General features: G+C 38.8%; 15 protein-coding genes, 1 tRNA gene and 5 pseudogenes. 9 read left to right on the forward strand and 12 right to left on the reverse strand.

Annotated elements, in window-relative coordinates:
- Positions 1 to 278: 278 nt before the first annotated feature.
- A complete protein-coding gene (locus tag HT701_RS01785; protein WP_138705408.1) occupies positions 279 to 1,610 on the forward strand; it encodes a hemolysin family protein in 1,332 nt (443 codons plus the stop codon).
- A gap of 188 nt (positions 1,611 to 1,798) precedes the next feature.
- Here HT701_RS01785 and HT701_RS01790 read toward each other — a convergent pair.
- Positions 1,799 to 1,869, reverse strand: a tRNA-Cys gene (locus HT701_RS01790).
- 414 nt (positions 1,870 to 2,283) lie between these two features.
- Here HT701_RS01790 and rpoB point away from each other — a divergent pair.
- From rpoB to ndk, 3 genes are all read left to right on the forward strand, one after another.
- The gene (gene rpoB / locus HT701_RS01795; protein WP_172931153.1) at positions 2,284 to 5,889 is read left to right on the forward strand and encodes a DNA-directed RNA polymerase subunit beta; all 3,606 of its coding nucleotides are present in this window, start codon (positions 2,284 to 2,286) and stop codon (positions 5,887 to 5,889) included.
- Positions 5,890 to 5,927: 38 nt separating this feature from the next.
- The gene (gene rpoC, locus HT701_RS01800; RefSeq protein ID WP_172931154.1) at positions 5,928 to 9,605 is read left to right on the forward strand and encodes a DNA-directed RNA polymerase subunit beta'; all 3,678 of its coding nucleotides are present in this window, start codon (positions 5,928 to 5,930) and stop codon (positions 9,603 to 9,605) included.
- A gap of 107 nt (positions 9,606 to 9,712) precedes the next feature.
- The gene (gene ndk, locus HT701_RS01805) at positions 9,713 to 10,126 is read left to right on the forward strand and encodes a nucleoside-diphosphate kinase (protein ID WP_172931155.1); all 414 of its coding nucleotides are present in this window, start codon (positions 9,713 to 9,715) and stop codon (positions 10,124 to 10,126) included.
- A 247-nt stretch (positions 10,127 to 10,373) separates the two neighbouring features.
- Here ndk and HT701_RS01810 read toward each other — a convergent pair whose 3' ends face one another.
- Both HT701_RS01810 and HT701_RS01815 read right to left on the reverse strand, forming a co-directional pair.
- Entirely contained in the window at positions 10,374 to 11,294 is a 921-nt protein-coding gene (locus HT701_RS01810; RefSeq protein ID WP_000771127.1) for an N-acetylmuramoyl-L-alanine amidase family protein, read from the reverse strand.
- Between the two features lie 18 nt (positions 11,295 to 11,312).
- A complete protein-coding gene (locus tag HT701_RS01815; protein WP_237701468.1) occupies positions 11,313 to 12,254 on the reverse strand; it encodes a serine protease in 942 nt (313 codons plus the stop codon).
- A gap of 646 nt (positions 12,255 to 12,900) precedes the next feature.
- Between HT701_RS01815 and HT701_RS11715 the strand changes: the two are divergent.
- A pseudogene (locus tag HT701_RS11715) lies at positions 12,901 to 13,083 on the forward strand (IS110 family transposase); the annotation flags it as partial.
- 154 nt (positions 13,084 to 13,237) lie between these two features.
- Here the strand turns inward: HT701_RS11715 and HT701_RS11720 are convergent.
- Positions 13,238 to 13,408, reverse strand: coding sequence for a PhrA family quorum-sensing system peptide (locus tag HT701_RS11720; RefSeq protein WP_001227866.1), 171 nt, complete (start codon positions 13,406 to 13,408; stop codon positions 13,238 to 13,240).
- Positions 13,409 to 13,598: 190 nt separating this feature from the next.
- Here HT701_RS11720 and HT701_RS01820 point away from each other — a divergent pair, with 190 nt between their 5' ends.
- On the forward strand, positions 13,599 to 14,462 hold the full coding sequence (locus tag HT701_RS01820) for a helix-turn-helix transcriptional regulator (RefSeq protein ID WP_172931156.1): 864 nt from the start codon (positions 13,599 to 13,601) through the stop codon (positions 14,460 to 14,462).
- 431 nt (positions 14,463 to 14,893) lie between these two features.
- On the opposite strand, the gene HT701_RS01825 is transcribed toward HT701_RS01820, so the two are convergent.
- A complete protein-coding gene (locus HT701_RS01825) occupies positions 14,894 to 16,102 on the reverse strand; it encodes an ATP-binding protein (protein WP_119920161.1) in 1,209 nt (402 codons plus the stop codon).
- Positions 16,103 to 16,506: 404 nt separating this feature from the next.
- On the opposite strand from HT701_RS01825, the gene HT701_RS01830 reads away from it, so the two are divergent.
- Complete coding sequence (locus tag HT701_RS01830) at positions 16,507 to 16,683, forward strand: hypothetical protein (protein ID WP_000050747.1); 177 nt, start codon at positions 16,507 to 16,509, stop codon at positions 16,681 to 16,683.
- Positions 16,684 to 17,083: 400 nt separating this feature from the next.
- Entirely contained in the window at positions 17,084 to 19,297 is a 2,214-nt protein-coding gene (locus tag HT701_RS01835; protein ID WP_172931157.1) for a TIM-barrel domain-containing protein, read from the forward strand.
- Between the two features lie 221 nt (positions 19,298 to 19,518).
- Here HT701_RS01835 and HT701_RS01840 read toward each other — a convergent pair whose 3' ends face one another.
- The 6 genes and pseudogenes from HT701_RS01840 to HT701_RS01865 form a co-directional block, all read right to left on the reverse strand.
- Positions 19,519 to 19,995: a glutathione peroxidase gene (locus tag HT701_RS01840; protein WP_172931158.1), complete on the reverse strand. Its 477-nt coding sequence runs from the start codon at positions 19,993 to 19,995 to the stop codon at positions 19,519 to 19,521.
- A pseudogene (locus tag HT701_RS01845) lies at positions 19,992 to 20,570 on the reverse strand (DUF3278 domain-containing protein). The gene HT701_RS01840 and the pseudogene HT701_RS01845 overlap by 4 nt, the downstream one beginning before the upstream one ends.
- A gap of 26 nt (positions 20,571 to 20,596) precedes the next feature.
- Entirely contained in the window at positions 20,597 to 20,923 is a 327-nt protein-coding gene (locus HT701_RS01850) for a hypothetical protein (protein ID WP_000839388.1), read from the reverse strand.
- A gap of 10 nt (positions 20,924 to 20,933) precedes the next feature.
- Positions 20,934 to 21,176, reverse strand: a complete 243-nt coding sequence (locus HT701_RS01855; RefSeq protein ID WP_000712156.1) for a hypothetical protein — start codon at positions 21,174 to 21,176, stop codon at positions 20,934 to 20,936.
- A 10-nt stretch (positions 21,177 to 21,186) separates the two neighbouring features.
- A pseudogene (locus HT701_RS01860) lies at positions 21,187 to 21,730 on the reverse strand (DUF3278 domain-containing protein).
- Positions 21,731 to 21,745: 15 nt separating this feature from the next.
- The gene (locus tag HT701_RS01865) at positions 21,746 to 21,940 is read right to left on the reverse strand and encodes a helix-turn-helix transcriptional regulator (protein WP_001082471.1); all 195 of its coding nucleotides are present in this window, start codon (positions 21,938 to 21,940) and stop codon (positions 21,746 to 21,748) included.
- Positions 21,941 to 22,147: 207 nt separating this feature from the next.
- Between HT701_RS01865 and HT701_RS01870 the strand changes: the two are divergent.
- Positions 22,148 to 22,643 (forward strand): annotated as a pseudogene (locus tag HT701_RS01870) (IS30 family transposase); the annotation flags it as partial.
- A 32-nt stretch (positions 22,644 to 22,675) separates the two neighbouring features.
- On the opposite strand, the pseudogene HT701_RS01875 reads toward HT701_RS01870, so the two are convergent.
- Positions 22,676 to 23,233 (reverse strand): annotated as a pseudogene (locus tag HT701_RS01875) (IS630 family transposase); the annotation flags it as partial.

Genomic DNA, 23,233 nt, shown 5'->3' on the forward strand with positions numbered 1-23,233 from the left:
TGCAGATAAAGCTGACGTGGTTTGAAGAGATTTTCGAAGAGTATCAGTAAAAGATAAGATAAACTCCTATATCACTTATGGATGTAGGAGTTCTTTTTTCTAGTTTAAGTAGGGCTAGAGTAGGTACTAAGAAAAAATGGTAACTTCTAAAACTAACTTCCAGTTTTGGGAGAGAGATGGAAGTTACTTTGAGAAGTTACGCTAAGAAAAAAATAATATGTATTGGATTAAATTTTGTGATATAATAAAAGATAAGATACTATTTTAGGAGAAGAACTATGGAAGACCCAAGTAGTCAGAATTTGTTGCTACAATTTGTTTTATTGTTTATCTTGACGGTATTAAATTCCTTTTTCTCAGCCACAGAAATGGCCATGGTGTCACTAAACCGTGCACGTGTTGAACAAAAGGCAGAAGAAGGAGATAGACGCTATATTCGTCTGCTGAAGGTACTAGAAAATCCTAATCACTTTTTATCAACCATTCAAGTAGGGATTACCCTGATTACGATCTTATCAGGGGCGAGTTTGGCTGATACTCTAGGACGTGTGATTGCCTCTTGGCTTGGGAATGGCGAAACAGCACAAGCCGTGGCAACTTTTCTATCCTTAGCATTTTTGACCTATATTTCCATCGTTTTTGGGGAATTATATCCTAAGAGAATCGCTCTTAATCTAAAGGATGCCTTGGCAATTCGTACAGCGCCGGTTATCATTGGGATCGGAAAACTAGTCAGTCCTTTTGTTTGGCTTTTAGCTGCTTCGACCAATTTCTTGAGCCATTTGACTCCTATGTCATTCGATGATGCGGATGAAAAGATGACCCGTGATGAAATTGCCTATATGCTGACAAATAGTGAAGAAACATTGGATGCTGATGAGATTGAGATGCTACAAGGTGTCTTTTCGCTCGATGAATTAATGGCACGAGAGGTTATGGTTCCTCGGACGGATGCCTTTATGGTGGATATTCAGGATGATAGTCAAGCCATTATCCAAAGTATTTTAAAACAAAACTTTTCCCGTATACCAGTTTACGATGGGGATAAGGACAATGTGATTGGAATCATTCACACCAAGAGTCTTCTTAAGGCTGGTTTTGTGGACGGTTTTGACAATATTGTATGGAAGAAAATCTTACAAGATCCACTTTTTGTACCTGAAACTATTTTTGTGGATGATTTGCTAAAAGAATTGCGAAATACCCAAAGACAAATGGCAATCTTGCTGGATGAATACGGTGGGATGGCTGGTTTGGTGACTTTGGAAGACCTCTTAGAGGAAATTGTTGGTGAAATTGATGATGAAACGGACAAGGCAGCAATAGATGTTCATCAGATTGGTGAGGATACCTACATTGTTCAAGGAACTATGACTCTCAATGATTTCAATAATTACTTTGATGTTGAACTGGAAAGTGATGACGTTGATACCATCGCTGGTTATTATTTGACAGGAATTGGAACCATTCCAACGACTGAGAAACTCAGTTATGAATTGGTCAGCCAAAACAAACAACTTATCTTAACCAATGATAAAGTGAAAAATGGACGTGTTACCAAGGTAAAAGTCCAAATTACAGAAGTCGAAATAGAAGAAGAAACAGAGTAAACTAGAGGCTTTTGTCACCATACGTGACGAAGCTTTTTTCAGTTGATTTCATGAGGGAATTATGTCATGGAAAGAACTTTGCCCCAAAAGTTTTTCAAAATTATCCGTATTTATCCGAAGAAAAAAATAAAAAAGCCCTAATTTACGGGCTTTTTGTCTTGATAAATTCCGATAAATTCGGTATTGAAAGGCGGTAGACGGATTTGAACCGACGATCAAGCTTTTGCAGAGCCGTGCCTTACCACTTGGCTATACCGCCTTAACGTTTCTTATTATACCTTGAAAATGATTTTCAGTCAATAGCTTTTTCAGTTTTTTGTACCATAGTGTGATTCGAATGTAATGCTAAGTTTTCTATGGGAAAAAGATTACCAAAAATCTACTGAATCCCCTTGAAAAATCTAGCTAATTAGGGTATAATATAAATAATCATTTGTCGTAGGTTTTGTCTGAAATATTGTCCAGACAAGGCTCACAGCAGTTAAATCTTCTGAAAAAGTCAGATTTAGCTGCTCTTTTTGTGCTTTTTTTCAGGATTTTGAGTACTTGTAATAAAGACTTAAAAATTCTGAAAATTCATCAAAGGGACACGGTGATAGGGGTTTTACAACCATATGACGATTAGAAAGCCTGATTGACAAGGCTTGGAACTTATTTACAAAGGAGAATCATCTTGGCAGGACATGACGTTCAATACGGGAAACATCGTACCCGTCGTAGTTTTTCAAGAATCAAAGAAGTTCTTGACTTACCAAATTTGATTGAAATTCAAACTGACTCATTCAAAGATTTCCTAGACCACGGTCTTAAGGAAGTGTTTGAAGATGTATTGCCAATTTCAAACTTCACAGACACAATGGAGTTGGAATTTGTTGGATATGAAATCAAGGAACCCAAATATACGCTAGAAGAAGCTCGTATTCACGATGCTAGCTACTCAGCACCAATTTTTGTAACCTTCCGCTTGATCAATAAAGAAACAGGCGAAATCAAAACCCAAGAAGTTTTCTTTGGTGATTTCCCAATCATGACAGAAATGGGTACCTTCATCATCAATGGTGGTGAACGTATCATCGTATCTCAGTTGGTCCGCTCACCAGGTGTTTACTTTAACGATAAAGTTGATAAAAATGGTAAAGTGGGCTACGGTTCAACGGTTATCCCTAACCGTGGAGCTTGGTTGGAACTTGAAAGCGACTCAAAAGATATTGCCTACACTCGTATCGACCGTACTCGTAAGATTCCATTTACGACCTTGGTTCGTGCGCTTGGTTTTTCAGGAGATGATGAAATCTTTGATATTTTTGGTGATAGCGAATTGGTTCGCAACACTGTTGAAAAAGATATCCACAAGAACCCAATGGATTCTCGTACAGACGAAGCCTTGAAAGAAATCTACGAACGCCTTCGTCCAGGTGAACCTAAGACTGCTGAAAGCTCACGTAGCTTGCTTGTAGCTCGCTTCTTTGACCCACGTCGCTATGACCTAGCAGCAGTTGGTCGTTACAAAATCAATAAAAAGCTCAATGTTAAAACACGCTTGCTTAACCAAACCATTGCAGAGCCATTGGTAGACCCTGAAACTGGAGAAATCTTGGTAGAAGCTGGAACTGTTATGACTCGTAGTGTGATTGAAAGCATTGAAAGCCATTTGGATGGTGACTTGAACAAGATTGTTTATATTCCAAATGATGCAGCCGTTGTGACTGAGCCAGTTGTTCTTCAAAAATTCAAGGTTGTTGCTCCAACGGATCCAGACCGTGTCGTAACCATCATTGGTAATGCCAATCCAGATGACAAGGTTCGTATCGTTACTCCTGCAGATATCCTTGCTGAGATGAGCTACTTCCTCAACTTGGCTGAAGGACTTGGCCGTGTAGATGATATCGACCACCTTGGGAACCGTCGTATCCGTGCGGTTGGTGAATTGCTTGCCAACCAAGTACGTTTGGGACTTTCTCGTATGGAACGTAATGTCCGTGAACGTATGTCTGTTCAAGATAACGAAGTCTTGACACCACAACAAATTATCAATATCCGTCCTGTAACAGCTGCGGTGAAAGAATTCTTTGGTTCATCACAGTTGTCACAGTTCATGGACCAACACAACCCACTTTCTGAGTTGTCTCACAAACGCCGTTTGTCAGCCTTAGGACCTGGTGGTTTGACACGTGACCGTGCTGGATATGAAGTACGTGACGTGCACTACACTCACTATGGTCGTATGTGTCCAATCGAGACACCTGAAGGACCTAACATCGGTTTGATCAATAACTTGTCATCTTACGGACACTTGAACAAGTATGGTTTTGTTCAAACACCATACCGTAAGGTTGACCGTGAAACAGGTGTTGTTACAAACGAAATCGTTTGGTTGACAGCCGATGAAGAAGATGAATTTACTGTAGCACAGGCTAATTCTCGTCTGAATGAAGACGGAACCTTTGCTGAGAAGATTGTCATGGGACGTCACCAAGGGGTCAACCAAGAGTATCCAGCTAATGTTGTTGACTATATGGACGTATCACCAAAACAGGTAGTTGCCGTTGCGACAGCATGTATTCCTTTCTTGGAAAACGATGACTCCAACCGTGCCCTCATGGGAGCCAACATGCAACGTCAGGCTGTGCCATTGATCAATCCTCAGGCACCTTACGTTGGTACTGGTATGGAATACCAAGCAGCCCACGATTCTGGTGCTGCTGTGATTGCTCAGTATGACGGTAAAGTTACTTACGCAGATGCTGACAAGGTAGAAGTTCGTCGTGAAGATGCTTCATTGGACGTTTACCACATCCAAAAATTCCGTCGTTCAAACTCAGGTACTGCTTACAACCAACGCACTCTCGTAAAAGTTGGCGATGCCGTTGAAAAAGGTGATTTCATAGCTGACGGACCTTCTATGGAAAATGGAGAAATGGCACTTGGACAAAACCCAATCGTTGCCTACATGACATGGGAAGGTTACAACTTCGAGGATGCCGTTATCATGAGCGAACGCTTGGTTAAAGACGATGTCTACACATCTGTCCACCTTGAAGAATACGAATCAGAAACACGCGATACAAAGCTTGGGCCTGAAGAAATCACTCGTGAAATTCCAAACGTAGGTGAAGATGCCCTTAAAGATCTTGACGAAATGGGTATTATCCGTATCGGTGCTGAGGTTAAAGAAGGCGATATCCTTGTAGGTAAAGTAACACCTAAGGGTGAGAAGGACCTTTCAGCTGAAGAACGTCTCTTGCACGCTATCTTCGGAGACAAATCTCGTGAAGTACGTGACACTTCTCTTCGTGTACCACACGGTGCCGATGGTGTCGTTCGTGATGTTAAGATCTTTACACGTGCAAATGGAGATGAATTGCAATCAGGTGTTAACATGTTGGTTCGCGTCTACATCGCTCAAAAACGTAAGATTAAGGTCGGAGATAAGATGGCCGGACGTCACGGAAACAAAGGGGTTGTCTCTCGTATCGTTCCTGTAGAAGACATGCCTTACCTTCCAGACGGAACTCCAGTCGACATCATGTTGAACCCACTTGGGGTACCATCACGTATGAATATCGGTCAGGTTATGGAGCTCCACCTTGGTATGGCAGCCCGTACTCTTGGTATCCACATCGCAACACCAGTCTTTGATGGAGCAAGTTCTGAAGACCTTTGGTCAACTGTTAAAGAAGCTGGTATGGATAGCGATGCCAAGACAATCCTTTACGATGGACGTACTGGTGAACCGTTTGATAACCGTGTTTCTGTCGGAGTCATGTACATGATCAAACTCCACCACATGGTTGACGATAAATTGCACGCGCGTTCTGTCGGACCTTACTCAACTGTTACCCAACAACCACTTGGAGGTAAAGCTCAGTTTGGTGGACAACGTTTCGGTGAGATGGAGGTTTGGGCTCTTGAAGCCTATGGTGCATCAAATGTCCTTCAAGAAATCTTGACTTACAAGTCTGACGATATCAACGGACGTTTGAAAGCTTATGAAGCCATTACAAAAGGAAAACCAATTCCAAAACCAGGTGTTCCAGAATCCTTCCGAGTTCTTGTCAAAGAATTACAATCTCTTGGTCTTGACATGCGTGTCCTAGACGAAGATGACCAAGAAGTGGAACTTCGCGACTTGGATGAAGGAATGGACGAAGATGTCATCCACGTAGATGACCTTGAAAAAGCCCGCGAAAAAGCAGCCCAAGAGGCTAAAGCAGCCTTTGAAGCTGAAGAAGCAGAGAAAGCAACAAAAGCGGAAGCAACAGAAGAAGCTGCTGAATAAGAATAAGCAGTTCACTTAGAATAGAAAGGGAAGAAATAGTGGTTGATGTAAATCGTTTTAAAAGTATGCAAATCACCCTAGCTTCTCCAAGCAAAGTCCGTTCATGGTCTTATGGAGAAGTCAAAAAACCTGAAACAATCAATTACCGTACCTTGAAACCAGAACGTGAAGGACTCTTTGATGAAGTTATCTTTGGTCCTACAAAAGACTGGGAATGTGCTTGTGGTAAGTACAAACGCATTCGTTACAGAGGAATTGTTTGTGACCGTTGTGGGGTTGAAGTAACGCGTACAAAAGTTCGTCGTGAGCGTATGGGGCACATCGAGTTGAAAGCTCCTGTATCTCACATCTGGTACTTCAAGGGGATTCCAAGCCGTATGGGCTTGACCCTTGATATGAGCCCTCGTGCCCTCGAGGAAGTGATCTACTTTGCGGCTTATGTGGTGATTGATCCTAAGGATACACCACTGGAGCACAAGTCTATCATGACAGAGCGCGAATACCGAGAGCGCTTGCGTGAATATGGTTATGGTTCATTTGTTGCCAAGATGGGTGCCGAAGCCATCCAAGACCTTTTGAAGCAAGTAGATCTTGAAAAAGAAATTGCTGAACTCAAAGAAGAATTGAAAACAGCTACTGGACAAAAACGTGTCAAAGCCATCCGTCGTTTGGATGTTTTGGATGCCTTTTACAAGTCTGGAAACAAACCTGAATGGATGATTTTTAACATCCTTCCGGTTATCCCACCAGATCTTCGTCCAATGTTGCAGTTGGATGGTGGCCGTTTTGCCTCATCTGACTTGAATGACCTTTACCGCCGTGTTATCAACCGTAACAACCGTTTGGCTCGTTTGCTTGAGTTGAATGCGCCTGGTATCATCGTTCAAAATGAGAAGCGTATGCTTCAAGAAGCGGTTGATGCTTTGATTGACAATGGTCGTCGTGGTCGTCCAATCACAGGACCAGGTAGCCGTCCGCTGAAATCATTGAGCCACATGCTTAAAGGGAAACAAGGACGCTTCCGTCAAAACTTGCTCGGTAAACGTGTTGACTTCTCAGGACGTTCCGTTATCGCCGTTGGTCCAACTCTTAAGATGTACCAATGTGGTGTGCCACGTGAAATGGCAATTGAGCTCTTTAAACCATTCGTCATGCGTGAAATCGTTGCCCGTGATATCGTGCAAAACGTCAAAGCAGCTAAACGCTTGGTGGAACGCGGAGATGAGCGTATCTGGGATATCCTTGAAGAAGTGATTAAAGAACACCCAGTGCTTTTGAACCGCGCACCGACCCTTCACCGTTTGGGTATCCAAGCCTTTGAGCCAGTCTTGATTGATGGTAAGGCCCTTCGCTTGCACCCACTTGTCTGTGAAGCCTACAATGCCGACTTTGACGGGGACCAAATGGCCATCCACGTACCGCTTTCAGAAGAAGCCCAAGCAGAAGCTCGTATTTTGATGCTCGCTGCTGAGCATATCTTGAACCCGAAAGATGGTAAACCAGTTGTTACTCCATCTCAGGACATGGTTTTGGGTAACTACTACTTGACTATGGAAGAAGCTGGTCGTGAAGGTGAAGGAATGGTCTTCAAAGACCGTGACGAAGCGGTTATGGCTTACCGTAATGGTTATGTTCACCTTCACTCACGTGTTGGTATCGCAACAGATAGCCTTAACAAACCATGGACAGAAGAGCAAAAACACAAGGTCTTGCTTACAACCGTTGGTAAAATCCTCTTCAACGATATTATGCCAGAGGGGTTACCATACTTGCAAGAACCAAACAATGCCAACTTGACAGAAGGCGTTCCAGCTAAATACTTCTTGCCACTTAGTGGAGATATCAAGGAAGCTATCAGTAATCTTGAACTCAACCCTCCATTCAAGAAGAAAAACCTTGGAAATATCATCGCTGAAATCTTCAAACGTTTCCGTACGACAGAAACTTCTGCCCTACTTGACCGTATGAAGAATCTCGGTTACCACCACTCAACTCTTGCAGGATTGACAGTGGGTATTGCCGATATCCCAGTCGTTGATGACAAGGCTGAAATCATTGAAGAATCACATAAACGTGTAGAACAGATCACAAAACAATTCCGTCGTGGTATGATCACGGACGACGAGCGTTACAATGCCGTTACAGCTGAATGGCGTGCTGCCCGTGAAAAACTTGAGAAACGCTTGATTGCCAACCAAGATCCTAAGAACCCAATCGTTATGATGATGGACTCTGGAGCCCGTGGTAACATCTCAAACTTCTCACAGCTTGCCGGTATGCGTGGTCTGATGGCTGCTCCGAACGGACGTATCATGGAATTGCCAATCCTTTCAAACTTCCGCGAAGGTTTGTCAGTACTCGAAATGTTCTTCTCAACTCACGGTGCCCGTAAAGGTATGACCGATACGGCCCTTAAGACAGCCGACTCAGGTTACTTGACTCGTCGTTTGGTTGACGTTGCCCAAGACGTTATCATCCGTGAGGACGACTGTGGAACAGACCGTGGTCTCTTGATCCGTTCTATCGCAGAAGGAAAAGAGATGATCGAGTCTCTCGAAGAGCGTCTCAATGGTCGTTACACTAAGAAAACTGTTAAACATCCAGAAACTGGTGCAGTTATTATCGGTCCAAATGAGTTGATTACAGAAGACAAGGCGCGTGAAATTGTCAATGCTGGTGTGGAAGAAGTGACTATCCGCTCTGTATTTACATGTAACACTCGTCACGGTGTCTGCCGTCACTGTTATGGTATCAACTTGGCGACTGGTGATGCGGTTGAAGTTGGTGAAGCAGTTGGAACAATCGCTGCCCAATCTATCGGGGAACCTGGTACACAGCTTACAATGCGTACCTTCCACACGGGTGGGGTTGCCTCAAATACCGATATCACTCAGGGTCTTCCTCGTGTCCAAGAAATCTTTGAAGCCCGCAATCCTAAAGGGGAAGCGGTTATCACAGAGGTTAAAGGACAAGTTACCGCTATCGAAGAAGATGCATCAACTCGTACCAAGAAAGTCTTTGTTAAAGGTGAAACTGGCGAAGGTGAGTACGTTGTTCCATTTACAGCTCGTATGCGTGTTGAAGTTGGGAACCAAGTAGCGCGTGGTGCTGCTCTTACAGAAGGTTCTATCCAACCAAAACGTCTCCTTGCAGTCCGTGATGTCTTGTCAGTTGAAACTTATCTTCTCGGTGAAGTACAAAAAGTTTACCGTAGCCAAGGGGTAGAAATCGGTGACAAACACATCGAGGTAATGGTTCGTCAAATGATCCGTAAAGTTCGTGTCATGGATCCAGGTGACACAGATCTTCTCATGGGTACCCTTATGGATATCAATGACTTTACAGATGCCAACAAAGATGTTCTTATCTCAGGTGGAGTTCCAGCGACAGGTCGCCCAGTCCTCATGGGAATTACCAAAGCCTCACTTGAAACCAACAGTTTCTTGTCAGCGGCTTCCTTCCAGGAAACAACTCGTGTCCTTACAGACGCGGCTATCCGTGGTAAGAAAGACCATCTCCTTGGACTTAAAGAAAATGTTATCATCGGTAAGATCATCCCAGCAGGTACTGGTATGGCTCGTTACCGTAACCTTGAACCACATGCTGTCAACGAAGAAGAATACCTTAATCCTCCAGTAGAGGAAGAAGGGAATGAAGAAACAACAGAAGTAGTTGTGGATACTGCCGTTGAAACTGTGGAAGAAACAGTAGAATAAAAGAGAATGGAGAACCTTCGGGTTCTCTTTCTGTTTTCTGAAAACTTTCTCTATTTTTCCATGGAATGTGGTAAAATAAAAGAAAGAAGCTGACAAAGGAGACAGGTATGGAACAAACATTTTTTATCATTAAACCAGATGGTGTAAAAAGAGGATTAGTAGGCGAAGTCTTGAAACGAATCGAACAACGTGGATTTACAATCGAAAAATTGGAGTTGCGTACACAGCTTTCAGAAGAGTTAATTGACCAGCACTATCAGGACTTGGTTGGTCAAAGTTTTTACCCACCGATTCGTGAATTTATGACTTCAGGACCGGTTCTTGTAGGTATCATTTCTGATCCCGAAGTAATCGAAACTTGGCGGACCATGATGGGTGCAACTGATCCAGAAGAAGCTTTATCAGGAACTATTCGAGTTGATTTTGCAAAAGCTGCTGGAGAAAATGAGACTATCCAAAATGTTGTACATGGTTCAGATTCAGAAGAGTCAGCTAAGCGAGAAATTGCTCTTTGGTTTTAAGAGTTGATTGGCTCAATCAATCGGTTAAAAGCTCATTTGAATAGAAAGTATAGTCACATAAAAAAGAAAGGACTAACTTCGTCCTTTCTCATTCTTAGTTTTTCTTCAACCTACTACAGTAGATAAACATACTGAATAGCTACTGTCTTGACTCATTTAATTCTTAAAAATTGATAGAGTTGACAAATGGTAGAAAAAAGCTCTTTTTAATAAGTTAAGTATCAACTACAGTTACGATTAGCATTCGTTACTTAACCCACTCACCATTATAGTTTACGTAGTAACCATCTACTGTGGTATTAACAGCTAGAGCACCTGAACCATAGGCATAATACCATTTACCATTGATTTGGAACCAGCCTGTTTTCATATCTCCATTACTTGCATTTAGATAGTACCATATTGAACCATCTTTCACCCAACCTGTGGACATTGCACCTGATGAACGAAGATAGTACCAGTTATTACCAACATAAGCCCAACCTGTTGCCATTGCACCTGATGAACGGAGGTAGTACCACTTATTGCCAATTTGCTTCCAACCAGTTTGCATGATACCAGTTTCTGAATCTAGATAGTACCAAGCTGAACCATCATTTATCCAACCTACACGTCTTTCACCACCAAGATTCTTATTCCCAGAATTTCCTGTTTTTGCTAGGTAATACCAGTTAGATTGATCATAAAGCCAACCTGTCTTTAAATAATGATCTTGATCAAAGTAGTAGTATGCTAATTTAAGAACTTCGGGACCTTCCCAGCCTTCACCATGTTTTTTCCCAACGGTTAAGGAATATTTTAGCTCTAATTCTTGCCAACCAACAAACTCTTGTAGCACTCCATTTTCGTCAAAGTAGTACCATTCTGGCATTGGGGAACCTTCTAATCTGATACCATTAGGGTAAGGACCAATTGTATATCCTTTAACTGGCATTGGAATGTACTGCCAACCAACAACCATTTCGCCATTATAATCAAAATAATAGGTCTTCCCATCAATCACTCGCCAGTCCGTTTCTTTGAGGTCCCCCTTTTTGTAATAGGTTCTACCGTTTTCTTGGACAAACTGCCATCCTTCAGAGTTATCTGCAAATACTGTATTCGTAGCTAGCAAACCAAAGAAAATTACTGTTAGTCCAGCTTGCATAGTTTTTTTCAAAAGTTTCATTTATATATACCTCCAATATTAAATCCACTCACCAGATGAAGCGAAATTATAAACTTTCCCATCAATAGTTTGGCTACCTGTAACCATTGCTCCACTTGAATTGAGATAATACCAATTTCCTCCCACTTTTATCCAACCGGTTTTCATGTCTCCATTTTTATTATCTAAGTAATACCATCTGCCTCGTACATATTTCCAACCTGTTGCCATTGAACCAGAGGTTTCCAGATAATACCATTTCCCATTTACTTTTTGCCAATCTGTGAGCATCTTACCGGAGGCGTCTAGATAGTACCAAGTGTCATTTATCTTTTGCCAACCTGTTTGTTTCGTACTGTTCTTATAATAGTACCAAGTACCACCAATCAATTTCCAACCATCAATAGAATGCCCTCGAATAACAGAGTAGATGAAAGATAGAGCCTTCTCATTTAACTTGACAGCATAATTCATTTGTTCTGCCTCACTCCCATTGGTATGAACTCCGACAACCCTATTGGTAGAATCATATACTGCTGAACCGCTTGCACCACGCAAAGTATCTACTTGATAGAATAAAAAATCATTTGTATCTTGAAGTATCGTTTTTGTATCAGTATACATCTGCTTAATATCCTTATTAACAGCAGAATATCCCGTAACTGTTACATCTAGATTTTTAGTATTTTCTAAATTATTTGGAAGTCCTAACGTCCCCAATTGAGCGCCAATCGGTTCTTCCAAAATTAAAACTGCTAAGTCATAGGTAGTAAGCTCATCTGGATCAGTATTTCGAAATTCTTTTAAATAACGAACTTCTTTGACTTTTATTTCACCAAATGGATTACTATCTGGAGTAGCCGCAGGCATAATCTCTACTTCAGTCGCTTCTGTTTTGGATTCACGGTCATAAACGACATGAGCTGCTGTAATCAAAACATTGTCTTTGATAAAGGAAGCACTTCCTCTACCTGTACCTATTTCTACTGAATCGACATTTTTAAATTTGAATGTTGCTTTTACATAAGCTGATGTAGAGTAAGGATATTGTAAAGTATTTTTTACCTTAACTAAATCATTTTTGCCAATAATGACTTCTGACTGATTTGTATAATATTGACCATAAGTCGGTGAAACATCGGGAAGTGAAAAATTATTAGTTCCTGGATCCTCTTGTAATGTTTCACTTACCTCATACTCCTCGCCTGTACTTGAAATAACAGTCAACGCAGATACTGTCGGTAGCTGACTAGCTAATAAAGTACTAGCAATAATTGAAATACCGAATTTGCGATAAAATGTTTTCTTCATTTTTATAATTCATTCCTTTCGTTTCACTCAAGGCACAACACAGAATGAAAAAGTGTTGTGCTCTTTGTTTTATAATAATAGTGAGAAAGCCTATCACTACTACAAATCACGGGGAGGTGAATAAGTGAGTGGTACAGCCACTACCTCGCATTTTTATAGGTGTCATTCTTTCCATCAAGCACAAGAACTGTGACTAGGAGCACGTAAACTTATAATTGAATAAGCGACTCGTTTGTGAAAGGAAAGAATAGTCAAGGGATAGGCAGACTCAAATTTTATGAAGGGAGCCCCCTCATGTTAAAAATTATTTATATGGCATCGAAAAGCTATCATCGCTATCTGTCGCAGATTATTGGTTGCCATCTACCACGTACTTTTAAAACAGGAGAGTTATAATCCAAGATTACAAGGTCTTACAGAAATAAGAAATTCAGATAAGACAATGTCTGTCCAAGATGCCGTTCGTTTTGCACAACAGCACGGATTCAAGGTGCTTTAATTTTAAAGGTTGGGTATCAAGACCTCTTTTTAGTGTGCCCAAAATTTAGAGAAGTAATCAATCAACTAACTTTTATTTTTTCAAACTTGCCCCTACAATTTTTAATGAATAATAAAAGCGAATATACTAGAGACTAATTCTATTCCATTATTCTTTAATCTGCCTTTCTAACATCAAGACCATTGTACTTCTTTTGTGATTGCACTCGAATCTCCAATTGTCTATTCTTCTGAATAAACTGTTGGTAAGGAATTGTATTACTAAACATAAAAACACCTAGCAATGCAAATGTAACTAATTTTTTAATTCCACGTTTTTTTCTCATGCAATGAAACCCCTTTCTTTTTCCTTGTTTTTATTCTAACAGATATATTTTATTTAGCCAAGTGTTTTTATTGCATTTTGAACTTTTTTTCTTATTATTACCATAAAGAATTATTTGTTTCTTTAACTTACTATTTTGAACTAAAAATTTTATAATGAAATTAAGCAAATAGGAAGGTTTATTATCTTTAATGAATACACTCGCAGAGAAATTCAGATTGAAAAGAAAAGAGTTGAGACTCTCCCAACAAACTCTTGCAGAAGGAATTTGTGAACAAAGCCAGATTAGTAAAATTGAGAGAGGTCATTTTATTCCCTCCGCAGACCTTTTGTTCAAACTCTCCCAACGACTCGAAGTGCCATTAGATTATTTTTTTAATGAACAAATTGAAATTAAATCTAACCTCTCTAATTTCAAGCAATTATCTGCTCGATTATTAGATGACAGAAATTATGACAATTTAGAATATCTTTATAGAATAGAGATTGAACGAAGTACTTTTCTAACACTAGAAGACCGAACTTACCTTGAATGGATTAAATCTATTATTGACTTCTATCAATATGACAGTAAGTGTGAGGCTATTTCTTCATTGGAAAATATATTATTAAAAGTCTCTTCAAATACTCTGATTTATTTAAAGGCCTTGAATACTCTATCTAATTTCTATTCCTTAGTGGGTCGTGAACAAGAATATGAGGCAAACTACTCTCATTTGATGGAGTTATATCAGACAAAAAATTTTGAGCATCAAGAGTTTTTATTTGGCTACATCAGAGTTCGTTACAATTACGCTCACTACCTAGTATCAAAGGAAAAATATAATGAAGCCATCCAAGAAGCTCTTGAGACTATCGAACTCTGTAAACAAAGACAGACAAGTTACCAACTAGCTCCCCTGCTCGTTCTCGTTGGAAATTGTGGAACACAATTCCTTGGCAAAGAACAAGTCAAAAATTATTATATAGAAGCAAGAGAGTTATGTAAGATTTATAACAATCCTTTAATGTTGATGAAGATAGAAAATTATTTGAAGGAATTAGATACTGTTTAGTTAATCTTGACATTATAGTTTTTCTGAAACGTTAAATAACCTGTAAGGCTGATAGTGAAATGAATACTATCAGCCTTATGATTATGTGACTATTAGTTCGTCTCGCTCCGTTAGGTGCGAGACAAAAAAACCACCCGCTATGCGGGTGCAGTTCATTCAACACCTGATAGTATGCGTTTTTAGGATTTTAAATCCTGATTGCTTAGTCTCTTTTTCATTATAGTTCCGTTTGATTTATAGTTTCATTAATTCTATGGAGATTCATCATTTTGAGTAATAATAGTTCTTCCAGAAGTTAAAGATTTCATTTTATCCTTCAAGTGTCTGTATTAGATAATATGTTCTAAATTCCTTATATCTTGTTAGGATTTGGGTAGAATCATTGATAACAGACTGTTGCAAATCTAGTCAGCTGAATGATTTATATTTATCTATTTTTCTAGTAACCAATCTATGATATTTTTCTTCTCAATACCATTGTAATTTGCTGTTGGCTGAATCGTATCCATTGTTAATAGATATTTTGGGAATTGATCTTTAATGGCTTCTAGTGGTCTAAGTTCTCTTTCTAGTGTTTCTGGAGCAAGTGTTGTTTCACTGACCTGATAATAAGCGTAGTGACCAAGATCAGTTACAACAACAAAATCAACCTCATATTTATCTAAATTACCAACATATACTTGTGAATATCTACGTCTTAATTCCAAATATACCATATTTTCCAAGATATGCCCAATGTCTTCCTTGTGGTCTGGTAATAAGAGATGTCGTAAACCTAAATCAACGGGATAATATTTTTCTAAGCGTTGCAATAATGCTCGACCTTTTACATCAAAACGTGGAACGGAATAAAAAAGCAAACTATCTGTCAAAGTCGTCAAATAATTTTCCAAAGTATTATGGGAGATTGAAACGTTTTGGCTGACCAGGGTATTACGAATCTTATTTGTTGATATTAAGCTACCTGTACTACTGAGAAGGGTTCGGACAATGCGCTCAATAATAGTAGGATTTGGATTTCCCAATCTAGTGACAATATCATTTAACAGTATGGAGTTATATATTCCTCTGAGATAGTCAATTTTTTCAGCGTAAGATGATGTTTGTAATAAGTAAGGGAAAGCACTAAAGAGATAATTGTTAAAAATTTCTGTTGTATTCAGATTTTCTGTGAGAGATTGACCTGATAGATATTCTTCAAATGACAAAGGAAGAACCTCTATCTCAACATACCGACCAGTTAAGTTTGTTGCTAATTGGCTGCTCATAAAGTAGGCGTTTGATCCAGTCAAATAGAGGTCAACATTTGGTAGGATGAATAGGCTATCTGCAACTAGTTCAAATTTTTCAACATGTTGAATTTCATCTAAAAAGATATAGTATGTTTTCTCCCCAACTAACTGCTCTTTTATATAAGCGAATAATGTTTGAAAATGTCGCAGATCATAGTAACTCAAATCTTCGAAATTGATGGATATAATCTGATCCTCGTCTACCCCAGTTGCTAGTAACTCTTCTTTATAGAGTTGAAAGAGAACAGATTTACCAGCTCGTCTAACTCCACTAACAACTTTGATGATTTGTCGGTCACGATGTCTTCTTAGAAAGTCTAAATAATGTGGTCTTTTAATATAGTTCATAATAGATACCTCAAAGATAGTATAATACAAACAGTAATTATTTTCAAATATTTAGAAATAATATTTAATTTGTTTGATTATTTCTAATTGTTTAGAAATAACATCTGGAACTATTTAAATATCTTCAAGATAGAAAAAGAAATTGTACTTGTTGATGTTGAATCATTTGTGTTAACAAGTCATTTAGAAGCATTTAAGAAATTAGTGAAATGAAAAACTCATGGCAGAACAAATTGTTGGGTATATGGTCTATTACTAACAACTACTGCTAGTTTATGAGATAGATATTTAATTATTCTCGGATAAATAGGATAAGCGTGCTGAAAACTTAGATATGACAAACAAAATAAAATTTTTAAAAGCTACAGAGAAACATGGTATAATGTATCTAAAGGAGGTAGCATATGTCCTTAGATATAGATAAAGAAAAGATGGCAATCATGGGAATAGCTTTTGAAAACCGATCCGTTTTTAAGAGTGTTTGGTATGCTTTAAGTACAAATATGATTGAAGGATGGCGACCTACGGTTAGTGATGTTGAAAAATTACGAGATGAAGCTCTTGCTCTGGGGATGACTTAATGAAGCGCAACTGTTATGAGTCTTATGACTATGTTGATCCGGATAATTTATATACCGATCCGGGTTCTTCAGTTCTAAGAAATAAGCAGGAAGGAAAAAAGCACGCGAGCTTGAATATCGTATGATTGCTAGTAAGAGTTTGAAATTATTTATCAATCCTATCTTAGTTAATAGTTTAAAAGTAGTTTGTTTCACAACTGCATAAGCTTAGAAAAGTTGAAAAGTGATAACTCTTTAATAAACTCTTGGTTTGTTAAAAGATATTTTGTCCACTACATTTTTTCAATTGACTATTATTTGTCATAGATATAACAGATAGAACATTGCATTCAGAATAATGAAAAACGCATCAAAAATGGTGCGTTCTGTTTTTATGCTACCATAAAAGGAGGACAACAAATTGAAAATTTTTAAGGGAGAGTTTTATCGAATCTCTGTATTAACAGACAAGCTAGTAAGGTTAGAATACTCTCGAACTGGAAATTTTGAGGATAGAACGACACAACTTATCTATAATAGAGATTTTGGCCAAGTTTCGTTAGATTATATCGAGACATCAAACGTACTAGATATTATGACGGACTATTTTCATCTGCACTTTAATAAGGGAGAATTTAACGCCGAAAATCTATTTATAGAATTAAAAGGAAATTTTGCCGTATATGGTAGTCGCTGGTATTTTGGTGAATCTATTGAAACATTAAAAGGAACAGCTCGGACTCTGGATGAGGCAGATGGAGCAATCACGTTAGAAGATGGAATTATTAGCAGAAATGGTATAGCCTTATTGGATGATTCTCAAGGATTTATTTGGGATGAACAGTCTGGTTATATTGAGAGAGAAAATCAAATTGACCTCTATTTCTTTGCCTATGGGCATGATTATAGAGGAGCAATCAGAGACTTTTACCATTTGACTGGTTCAACACCCTTGTTGCCAAGATATGCTTTAGGGAATTGGTGGAGTAGATATTGGCCTTATACGTCGGATGAATACTTGGATTTAATAGACAGATTTAAAACAGAGAACATTCCATTATCTATCGGTGTGTTAGATATGGATTGGCATATAACTGACATTCCAGCTCGTTTTGGAAGTGGCTGGACAGGATATAGTTGGAATAAAAACTTAATACCTAATCCAGAACAGTTATTGCAACAACTTCATGATAGAAAGTTAAAACTCTCCTTAAATGTCCATCCTGCTGATGGTATACGGGCTTATGAAGAAGCTTATCCTCAAGTCGCAAAACGATTGAGGTTAAATGTAGAACTAGAAGAACCTGCTATTTTTGATTTTTTTAATCCTTCTTTTAGGGAAGCTTACTTTAAAGATGTTCATTATGAGCTAGAAAAGCAGGGAGTAGATTTTTGGTGGATTGACTGGCAACAAGGGACACAAGGCATGTTGGATCCACTGTGGCTTTTAAACCATTATCACTATCAGGATAGTTGTAAAAATGAAGAAGGTGGTTTGATTTTATCAAGATATGCAGGTCCTGGTAGTCATCGCTACCCTGTTGGTTTTTCAGGAGATACCATTATTAGTTGGAATTCCTTAAGATTTCAACCTTATTTTACAGCGACAGCATCTAATATCGGTTATAGTTGGTGGAGCCATGATATCGGTGGGCACATGCTGGGGGATTATGACGAAGAGCTACAAACCAGATGGCTACAGTTTGGCGTTTTTAGTCCGATTACTCGATTACATAGTTCTAGAAGTCCCTTCAATAGTAAAGAACCTTGGTTTTTTTCAGAAACAACATCTAAGATTATGAAGAAATACCTTCGTTTGAGACATCAGATGATTCCCTATCTATACACTATGAATGTAAAGACACACGAGGAAGGTGCCCCATTAATCAGCCCAATCTATTATTTCTACCCAGAGAATGATGAGAGTTATAATGTTCCAAATCAATACTTTTTTGGAACAGAACTGATGGTGGCTCCCATTGTAGAAAAGATGGATTTGGCATTCCAATCTGCAAAAGTGGATGTATGGTTCCCTGAAGGTGAATGGTATGACTTCTTTTCAGAGAAAAAATACACAGGTGGTGTGAAGTTAAGTGTTTATAGAGACATTTCGACTATGTCTGTGTTTGCAAAAAGTGGTGCCATCATTCCCTTGGTTGGTTCTGAGATAGGTATGGGTGTTGATTTACCTGAAGTTGTAGATTGGTATGTATTCCCAGGCAAACAACATTCTTTTGAAATGATTGAAGATCAAAATGGTCAAAGATATAAAACAAGATTATCAATCGACTGGGAAATGGGGATGGTAGAGTTAACATTACATGGAGATTCTAGTATCGTTCCAAACAATAGAAAACATAGAATTCATTTTAAAGGAACGAATGTGTCTATCATTGAATTGCCAAATAAGAATGATACAGCTAGATTTGAATGGAAAGATAATAAAAGGACATCCCTAAATGACGAAGTTTTTAGACTACTAAAGACGGCTTCTCTTCCATATGAATTAAAAGATAGATTGTTAAATCAATTCATCAATGCCAAAAATTCTCATGACTTAATGAATATCTTGCATCGTCAGGACGAGGAATTGAGAGGGCGTTTGTTGGAAATGATATTTACTAGCCAAAACTAATTGAAATAATTAGAAAGTCATTTGTTTAGTGTATATGAAGCTTCGGTATGGCATTTGTCATCATTGGTCACATTGAAAATGTGAAATAAGCACCTACAACATAGACTTTACAACACTTCATGTTTCATATCATGGGGTGTTTTTCTATTTAAGTCAAAGCCAATCAAAAAATCTCACTATTCATCAGGCTAAAAGAAACCTAATCATAGTGAGATTGTGAATTATAGTAATTTTTGTATCGCCTCTTCAATTTGTTTTGGGTTTGTTTTTGAAGAGAAGCGTTCAACGACCTGCCCATCACGACCGATGAGAAATTTAGCGAAATTCCATTCGATTCGTTTTCCTAGTGGGCCAGATTTCTGGTCTTTCAACCAAACATAGAGGGGATCTGCTTCTTTGCCGTTGACCTTAATCTTGGCAAAACGTGGGAAGGTGGTTTGAAAATGTAGGCTACAGAAGGCGTTGATTTCCTCTGCGCTGCCGGGTGCTTGTCCCATAAACTGATTGCAAGGGAAATCCAATATTTCGAAGCCCTGATCTTGATAGCGTTCATAGAGTTCTTGAAGTCCTTGGTACTGGGGCGTTAAACCACATCCAGTAGAAGTGTTGACAACCAAGAGAACCTTACCACGATAGGTCTCTAGTGGAGTTTCTTGCTTGTCTTGGTTCAAGACTGAAAAATCGTATAGTGAAGTCATTGCTTGCTTTTCTCCTTCTGTTTGGTATTTTTAGGAGTTTTCTCCTCCTGTAGTGATAGAAATCCGTAGGTCAGGGTTCCAAAAATGCTACCGATAATCAGGCCATACATTAGGAAAGGAACACTTTTATCGAATTGCACGAGCAACTTCCCAAAATCTGAAAAGGACATCTGCTAAACGAAGACTTTATGAAAGATGAGTAGGGTAAAGAGGCCAATCTGAATACCGATAAACACAATCCAGCTTCGGAATTTGATTTGGCCTTTGCTGTAGGTTTTGAGGATAATTTCTGACTTGTCATCTTTTTCCAGCTGGAGTTCTTTGACGACTCTTTGAGTTTTTAAAGTAATGAAAAAAATGAGTCCAAAATAGATGTAGGGTATAACATTTCGAACAATTTCTATAAAGCTTCCGAACAAAATATAGAATAGGAAGAGAATGAAGGAAGAGTAAAAGATTTGGATCATGGAACGGGCGCAAGCCTTGTAGATAATCTCTTGCCGTCATTCATCAAAAGGGCCTTGGATATGAAAGAGATTTCGAAGTAGGCGAGTGGTGAAGTCTTCTTTTTTCATGTTAGTAATCTCCTAGATGAGTGGTTTTACTGACTTTCTTTTACGAATTGATAGAGATAATAAAGATAAGTGATAGAAGAAAGGCTAGCGATAGTCAGCAGTAAATAATATTTCCAACCGCTTGAGATGAGCATCAGTTGTGGTAAAGATAGAATCATAAAGTACAGTGCTAAGTTGAGTATGCGTGTTTTTTGGGAGTCAATCTTTAGATAAGTTAGCCCTTTGTTAAGTGCTGGAATAAAGACTAGCCCGAGGAATATCTCGCTGATTGGCAAGTTCCCTGAAACGATGATGAAGATGAGCAGGGAACTGAACAAAAGATGATAGGTAAGTAAAGTTACTAGTGATTTCATAAGGCACCTCCTAATCCTGGTCTTTTTTAGCTCTTGCAATACGAAGTGAGTCGACAATATGTATCATCACTCCGAAAAAGAAAGCTCCCAGTATAGTTTTAAAAATATGTTTTGTATTTAGAAGAGAACTGATAAAATTTGGATTTTCACTTGTTAGGGTATCAATGAGTGGAATTATAAAAAATATCACTGTTCCATAAATCGAACCTGCTTTCAGACCAGGATAACGTAACTGTTTCTGTTCTTTTTTCATGAGTTTCCTCCTAATCATTATCCTGATTTTTCTTGGCTTTTGCAATGCGACGGGAGATGATAATTTGTATAATCACTCCGAAGAAGAAAGATTGGAGAATACTTGAAAAAATATTTTTAAAAGTGAGAAGAGACTGAAGATAGTCCTGACTCTCACCTAGCAGTATATGGAGAAGAGGGGTTGAAAAAAAAACTCATTAATCCATAGAGTAGACCTGCTTTCATACCAGGGTAGTGTAGTTGCTTGCTTTCTTTCTCGCTCAGCATATCTGGATCAATAGCTGTAATCCCTGTTTTTTTGGTTTGGGAGAGCACATAGAGAGCAGAAATCATCGAAATGCCGAATACCACAAGAGGATAGCCGATAGCGACAATTTGTGGGTATTTATAAGCGAGGACAAAGGGGATGAGATTTCCAAATGTCATCAGATAAAAGAGGATGATAAAGACTTGATTGCCGATACGATCAGCCTCGCGTCGTTTGTGTTCATCAAGTGGTCCTGAAATGCCATAAATGCGTTTGATCAGTTTTTCCGTGAAGGTTTCTTTTTTCATAAGTTTGCTCCTTTTTTAAAAATTATCCTCCCAAAAGAGACTGTTGAGGTCAGTTTGGAGGCTGCGGGCGAGATTGAGACAGAGTTCCAAGGTTGGATTGTACTTGTCGTTTTCAATCATATTGATGGTCTGTCTCGAGACACCGATATCCTTGGCTAGTTCTAGCTGGGAAATGCCCAGTTCCTTGCGAAATTCTTTCACACGATTCATCTGGTCTCCTTTCTGATTTATGTCGTATATATTTGACTATATTATATTCTTTTAAATATAAAGTGTCAAGTATTTTTGACATATTTTTTGAAGAAATAGTAGTCTCCTTGTCCGATTATCACATTAAAATGAAAGCTCTTCTAGGCATAAGAAAACACCTCTGAGTTATACTTGTTGTTCAATCACAAACACAAGAAAGGCACAGAAATGCAAAACCATTATACTACAAAAGCCAAACATTTGACAATCGATAGCCGTCGCTTAATCGAACGATGGAAAAAGGAAGGGAAATCAAATAGAGAAATCGCCTCTTTACTTGGAAAAGCTCCTCAAACCATTCACAATGAAATCAAGCGTGGGACAGTCCTGCCGACTATGCTCAACAGTCTTATGAAAATAATCGCAAGCGCTCGGTCAAGAAATCAAGATTGACCAAGGAACTAAAGGAAAAGATTCTCCACTATCATAACCAAAAATTTTCGCCTGAAATGATGGTCAAGGCTAAGGGCGTTAACGTGGGAATTTCTACCATCTACTACTGGATCCATCATGGAAAATTAGGATTGTCAAAACAGGATCTGCTCTATCCTAGAAAAGGAAAAGCGCTTAAGAAACAAGCTAGCACCAATTTTAACCCCCTGGTCAATCTATCGAACAGCGTCCTGAAGCTATCAATCTGCGATTGGAGAATGGGCATTATGATACTCAATCATTTTCAAAAAGCAACCTTGTCCATTATCTGCTGACAGTGGACTTTAAAACGCTTTTTTCCAGTCCTTGAATAACTTCTTGAAGCTTATCAATGACGGCTTCCAATGTTTGGAAAGCCTTGTTTTTAAAACCTCGTTTTCGAATTTCTTTCCATACTTGTTCAATAGGGTTCATTTCTGGAGTATAAGGTGGGATAAAAGCCAACTCAATATTACTTGGAATCTCTAAGGTACTTGATTTATGCCATATAGCATTATCCATGACAAGTAAAATATAGTCATCTGGATAAGCTTGTGAGACTTGCCGTAGAAATTCATTGGTCCACTCAGTATTGCATCCTCCAGCAATGAGGAAAAAGGAATCTCCTGTCTGAACATCTACTGCCCCATAACAATAGCGATATTCTCGCATATAATGACTAGGAATGCTAGGTCGGATTCCTTGAGGAGCCCAACAAGAACTCATCTTACTGATTCTTCCGAAACCAGCTTCATCTTAGTACATCAAACGTACTTTGTTATAAGTCCCCTCTTCTTTAAAGCGCTTACTCAAGGTCTCGAATGTAAATTTTATTTTTAGACG

The sequence above is a fragment of the Streptococcus sp. 10824 genome (assembly GCF_013276595.1).
Classification (GTDB): Bacteria; Bacillota; Bacilli; order Lactobacillales; family Streptococcaceae; genus Streptococcus; species Streptococcus pseudopneumoniae.

Excerpts from the sequence above, each read along its gene's own strand:
- HT701_RS01785 (WP_138705408.1), top strand. The coding sequence starts at position 279 with ATGGAAGACCCAAGTAGTCAGAATTTGTTGCTACAATTTGTTTTATTG.
- ndk (WP_172931155.1), top strand. The coding sequence starts at position 9,713 with ATGGAACAAACATTTTTTATCATTAAACCAGATGGTGTAAAAAGAGGA.
- HT701_RS01810 (WP_000771127.1), bottom strand. The coding sequence starts at position 11,294 with ATGAAACTTTTGAAAAAAACTATGCAAGCTGGACTAACAGTAATTTTC.
- HT701_RS11720 (WP_001227866.1), bottom strand. The coding sequence starts at position 13,408 with ATGAGAAAAAAACGTGGAATTAAAAAATTAGTTACATTTGCATTGCTA.
- HT701_RS01820 (WP_172931156.1), top strand. The coding sequence starts at position 13,599 with ATGAATACACTCGCAGAGAAATTCAGATTGAAAAGAAAAGAGTTGAGA.
- HT701_RS01825 (WP_119920161.1), bottom strand. The coding sequence starts at position 16,102 with ATGAACTATATTAAAAGACCACATTATTTAGACTTTCTAAGAAGACAT.
- HT701_RS01830 (WP_000050747.1), top strand. The coding sequence starts at position 16,507 with ATGTCCTTAGATATAGATAAAGAAAAGATGGCAATCATGGGAATAGCT.
- HT701_RS01840 (WP_172931158.1), bottom strand. The coding sequence starts at position 19,995 with ATGACTTCACTATACGATTTTTCAGTCTTGAACCAAGACAAGCAAGAA.
- HT701_RS01850 (WP_000839388.1), bottom strand. The coding sequence starts at position 20,923 with ATGAAATCACTAGTAACTTTACTTACCTATCATCTTTTGTTCAGTTCC.
- HT701_RS01855 (WP_000712156.1), bottom strand. The coding sequence starts at position 21,176 with ATGAAAAAAGAACAGAAACAGTTACGTTATCCTGGTCTGAAAGCAGGT.
- HT701_RS01865 (WP_001082471.1), bottom strand. The coding sequence starts at position 21,940 with ATGAATCGTGTGAAAGAATTTCGCAAGGAACTGGGCATTTCCCAGCTA.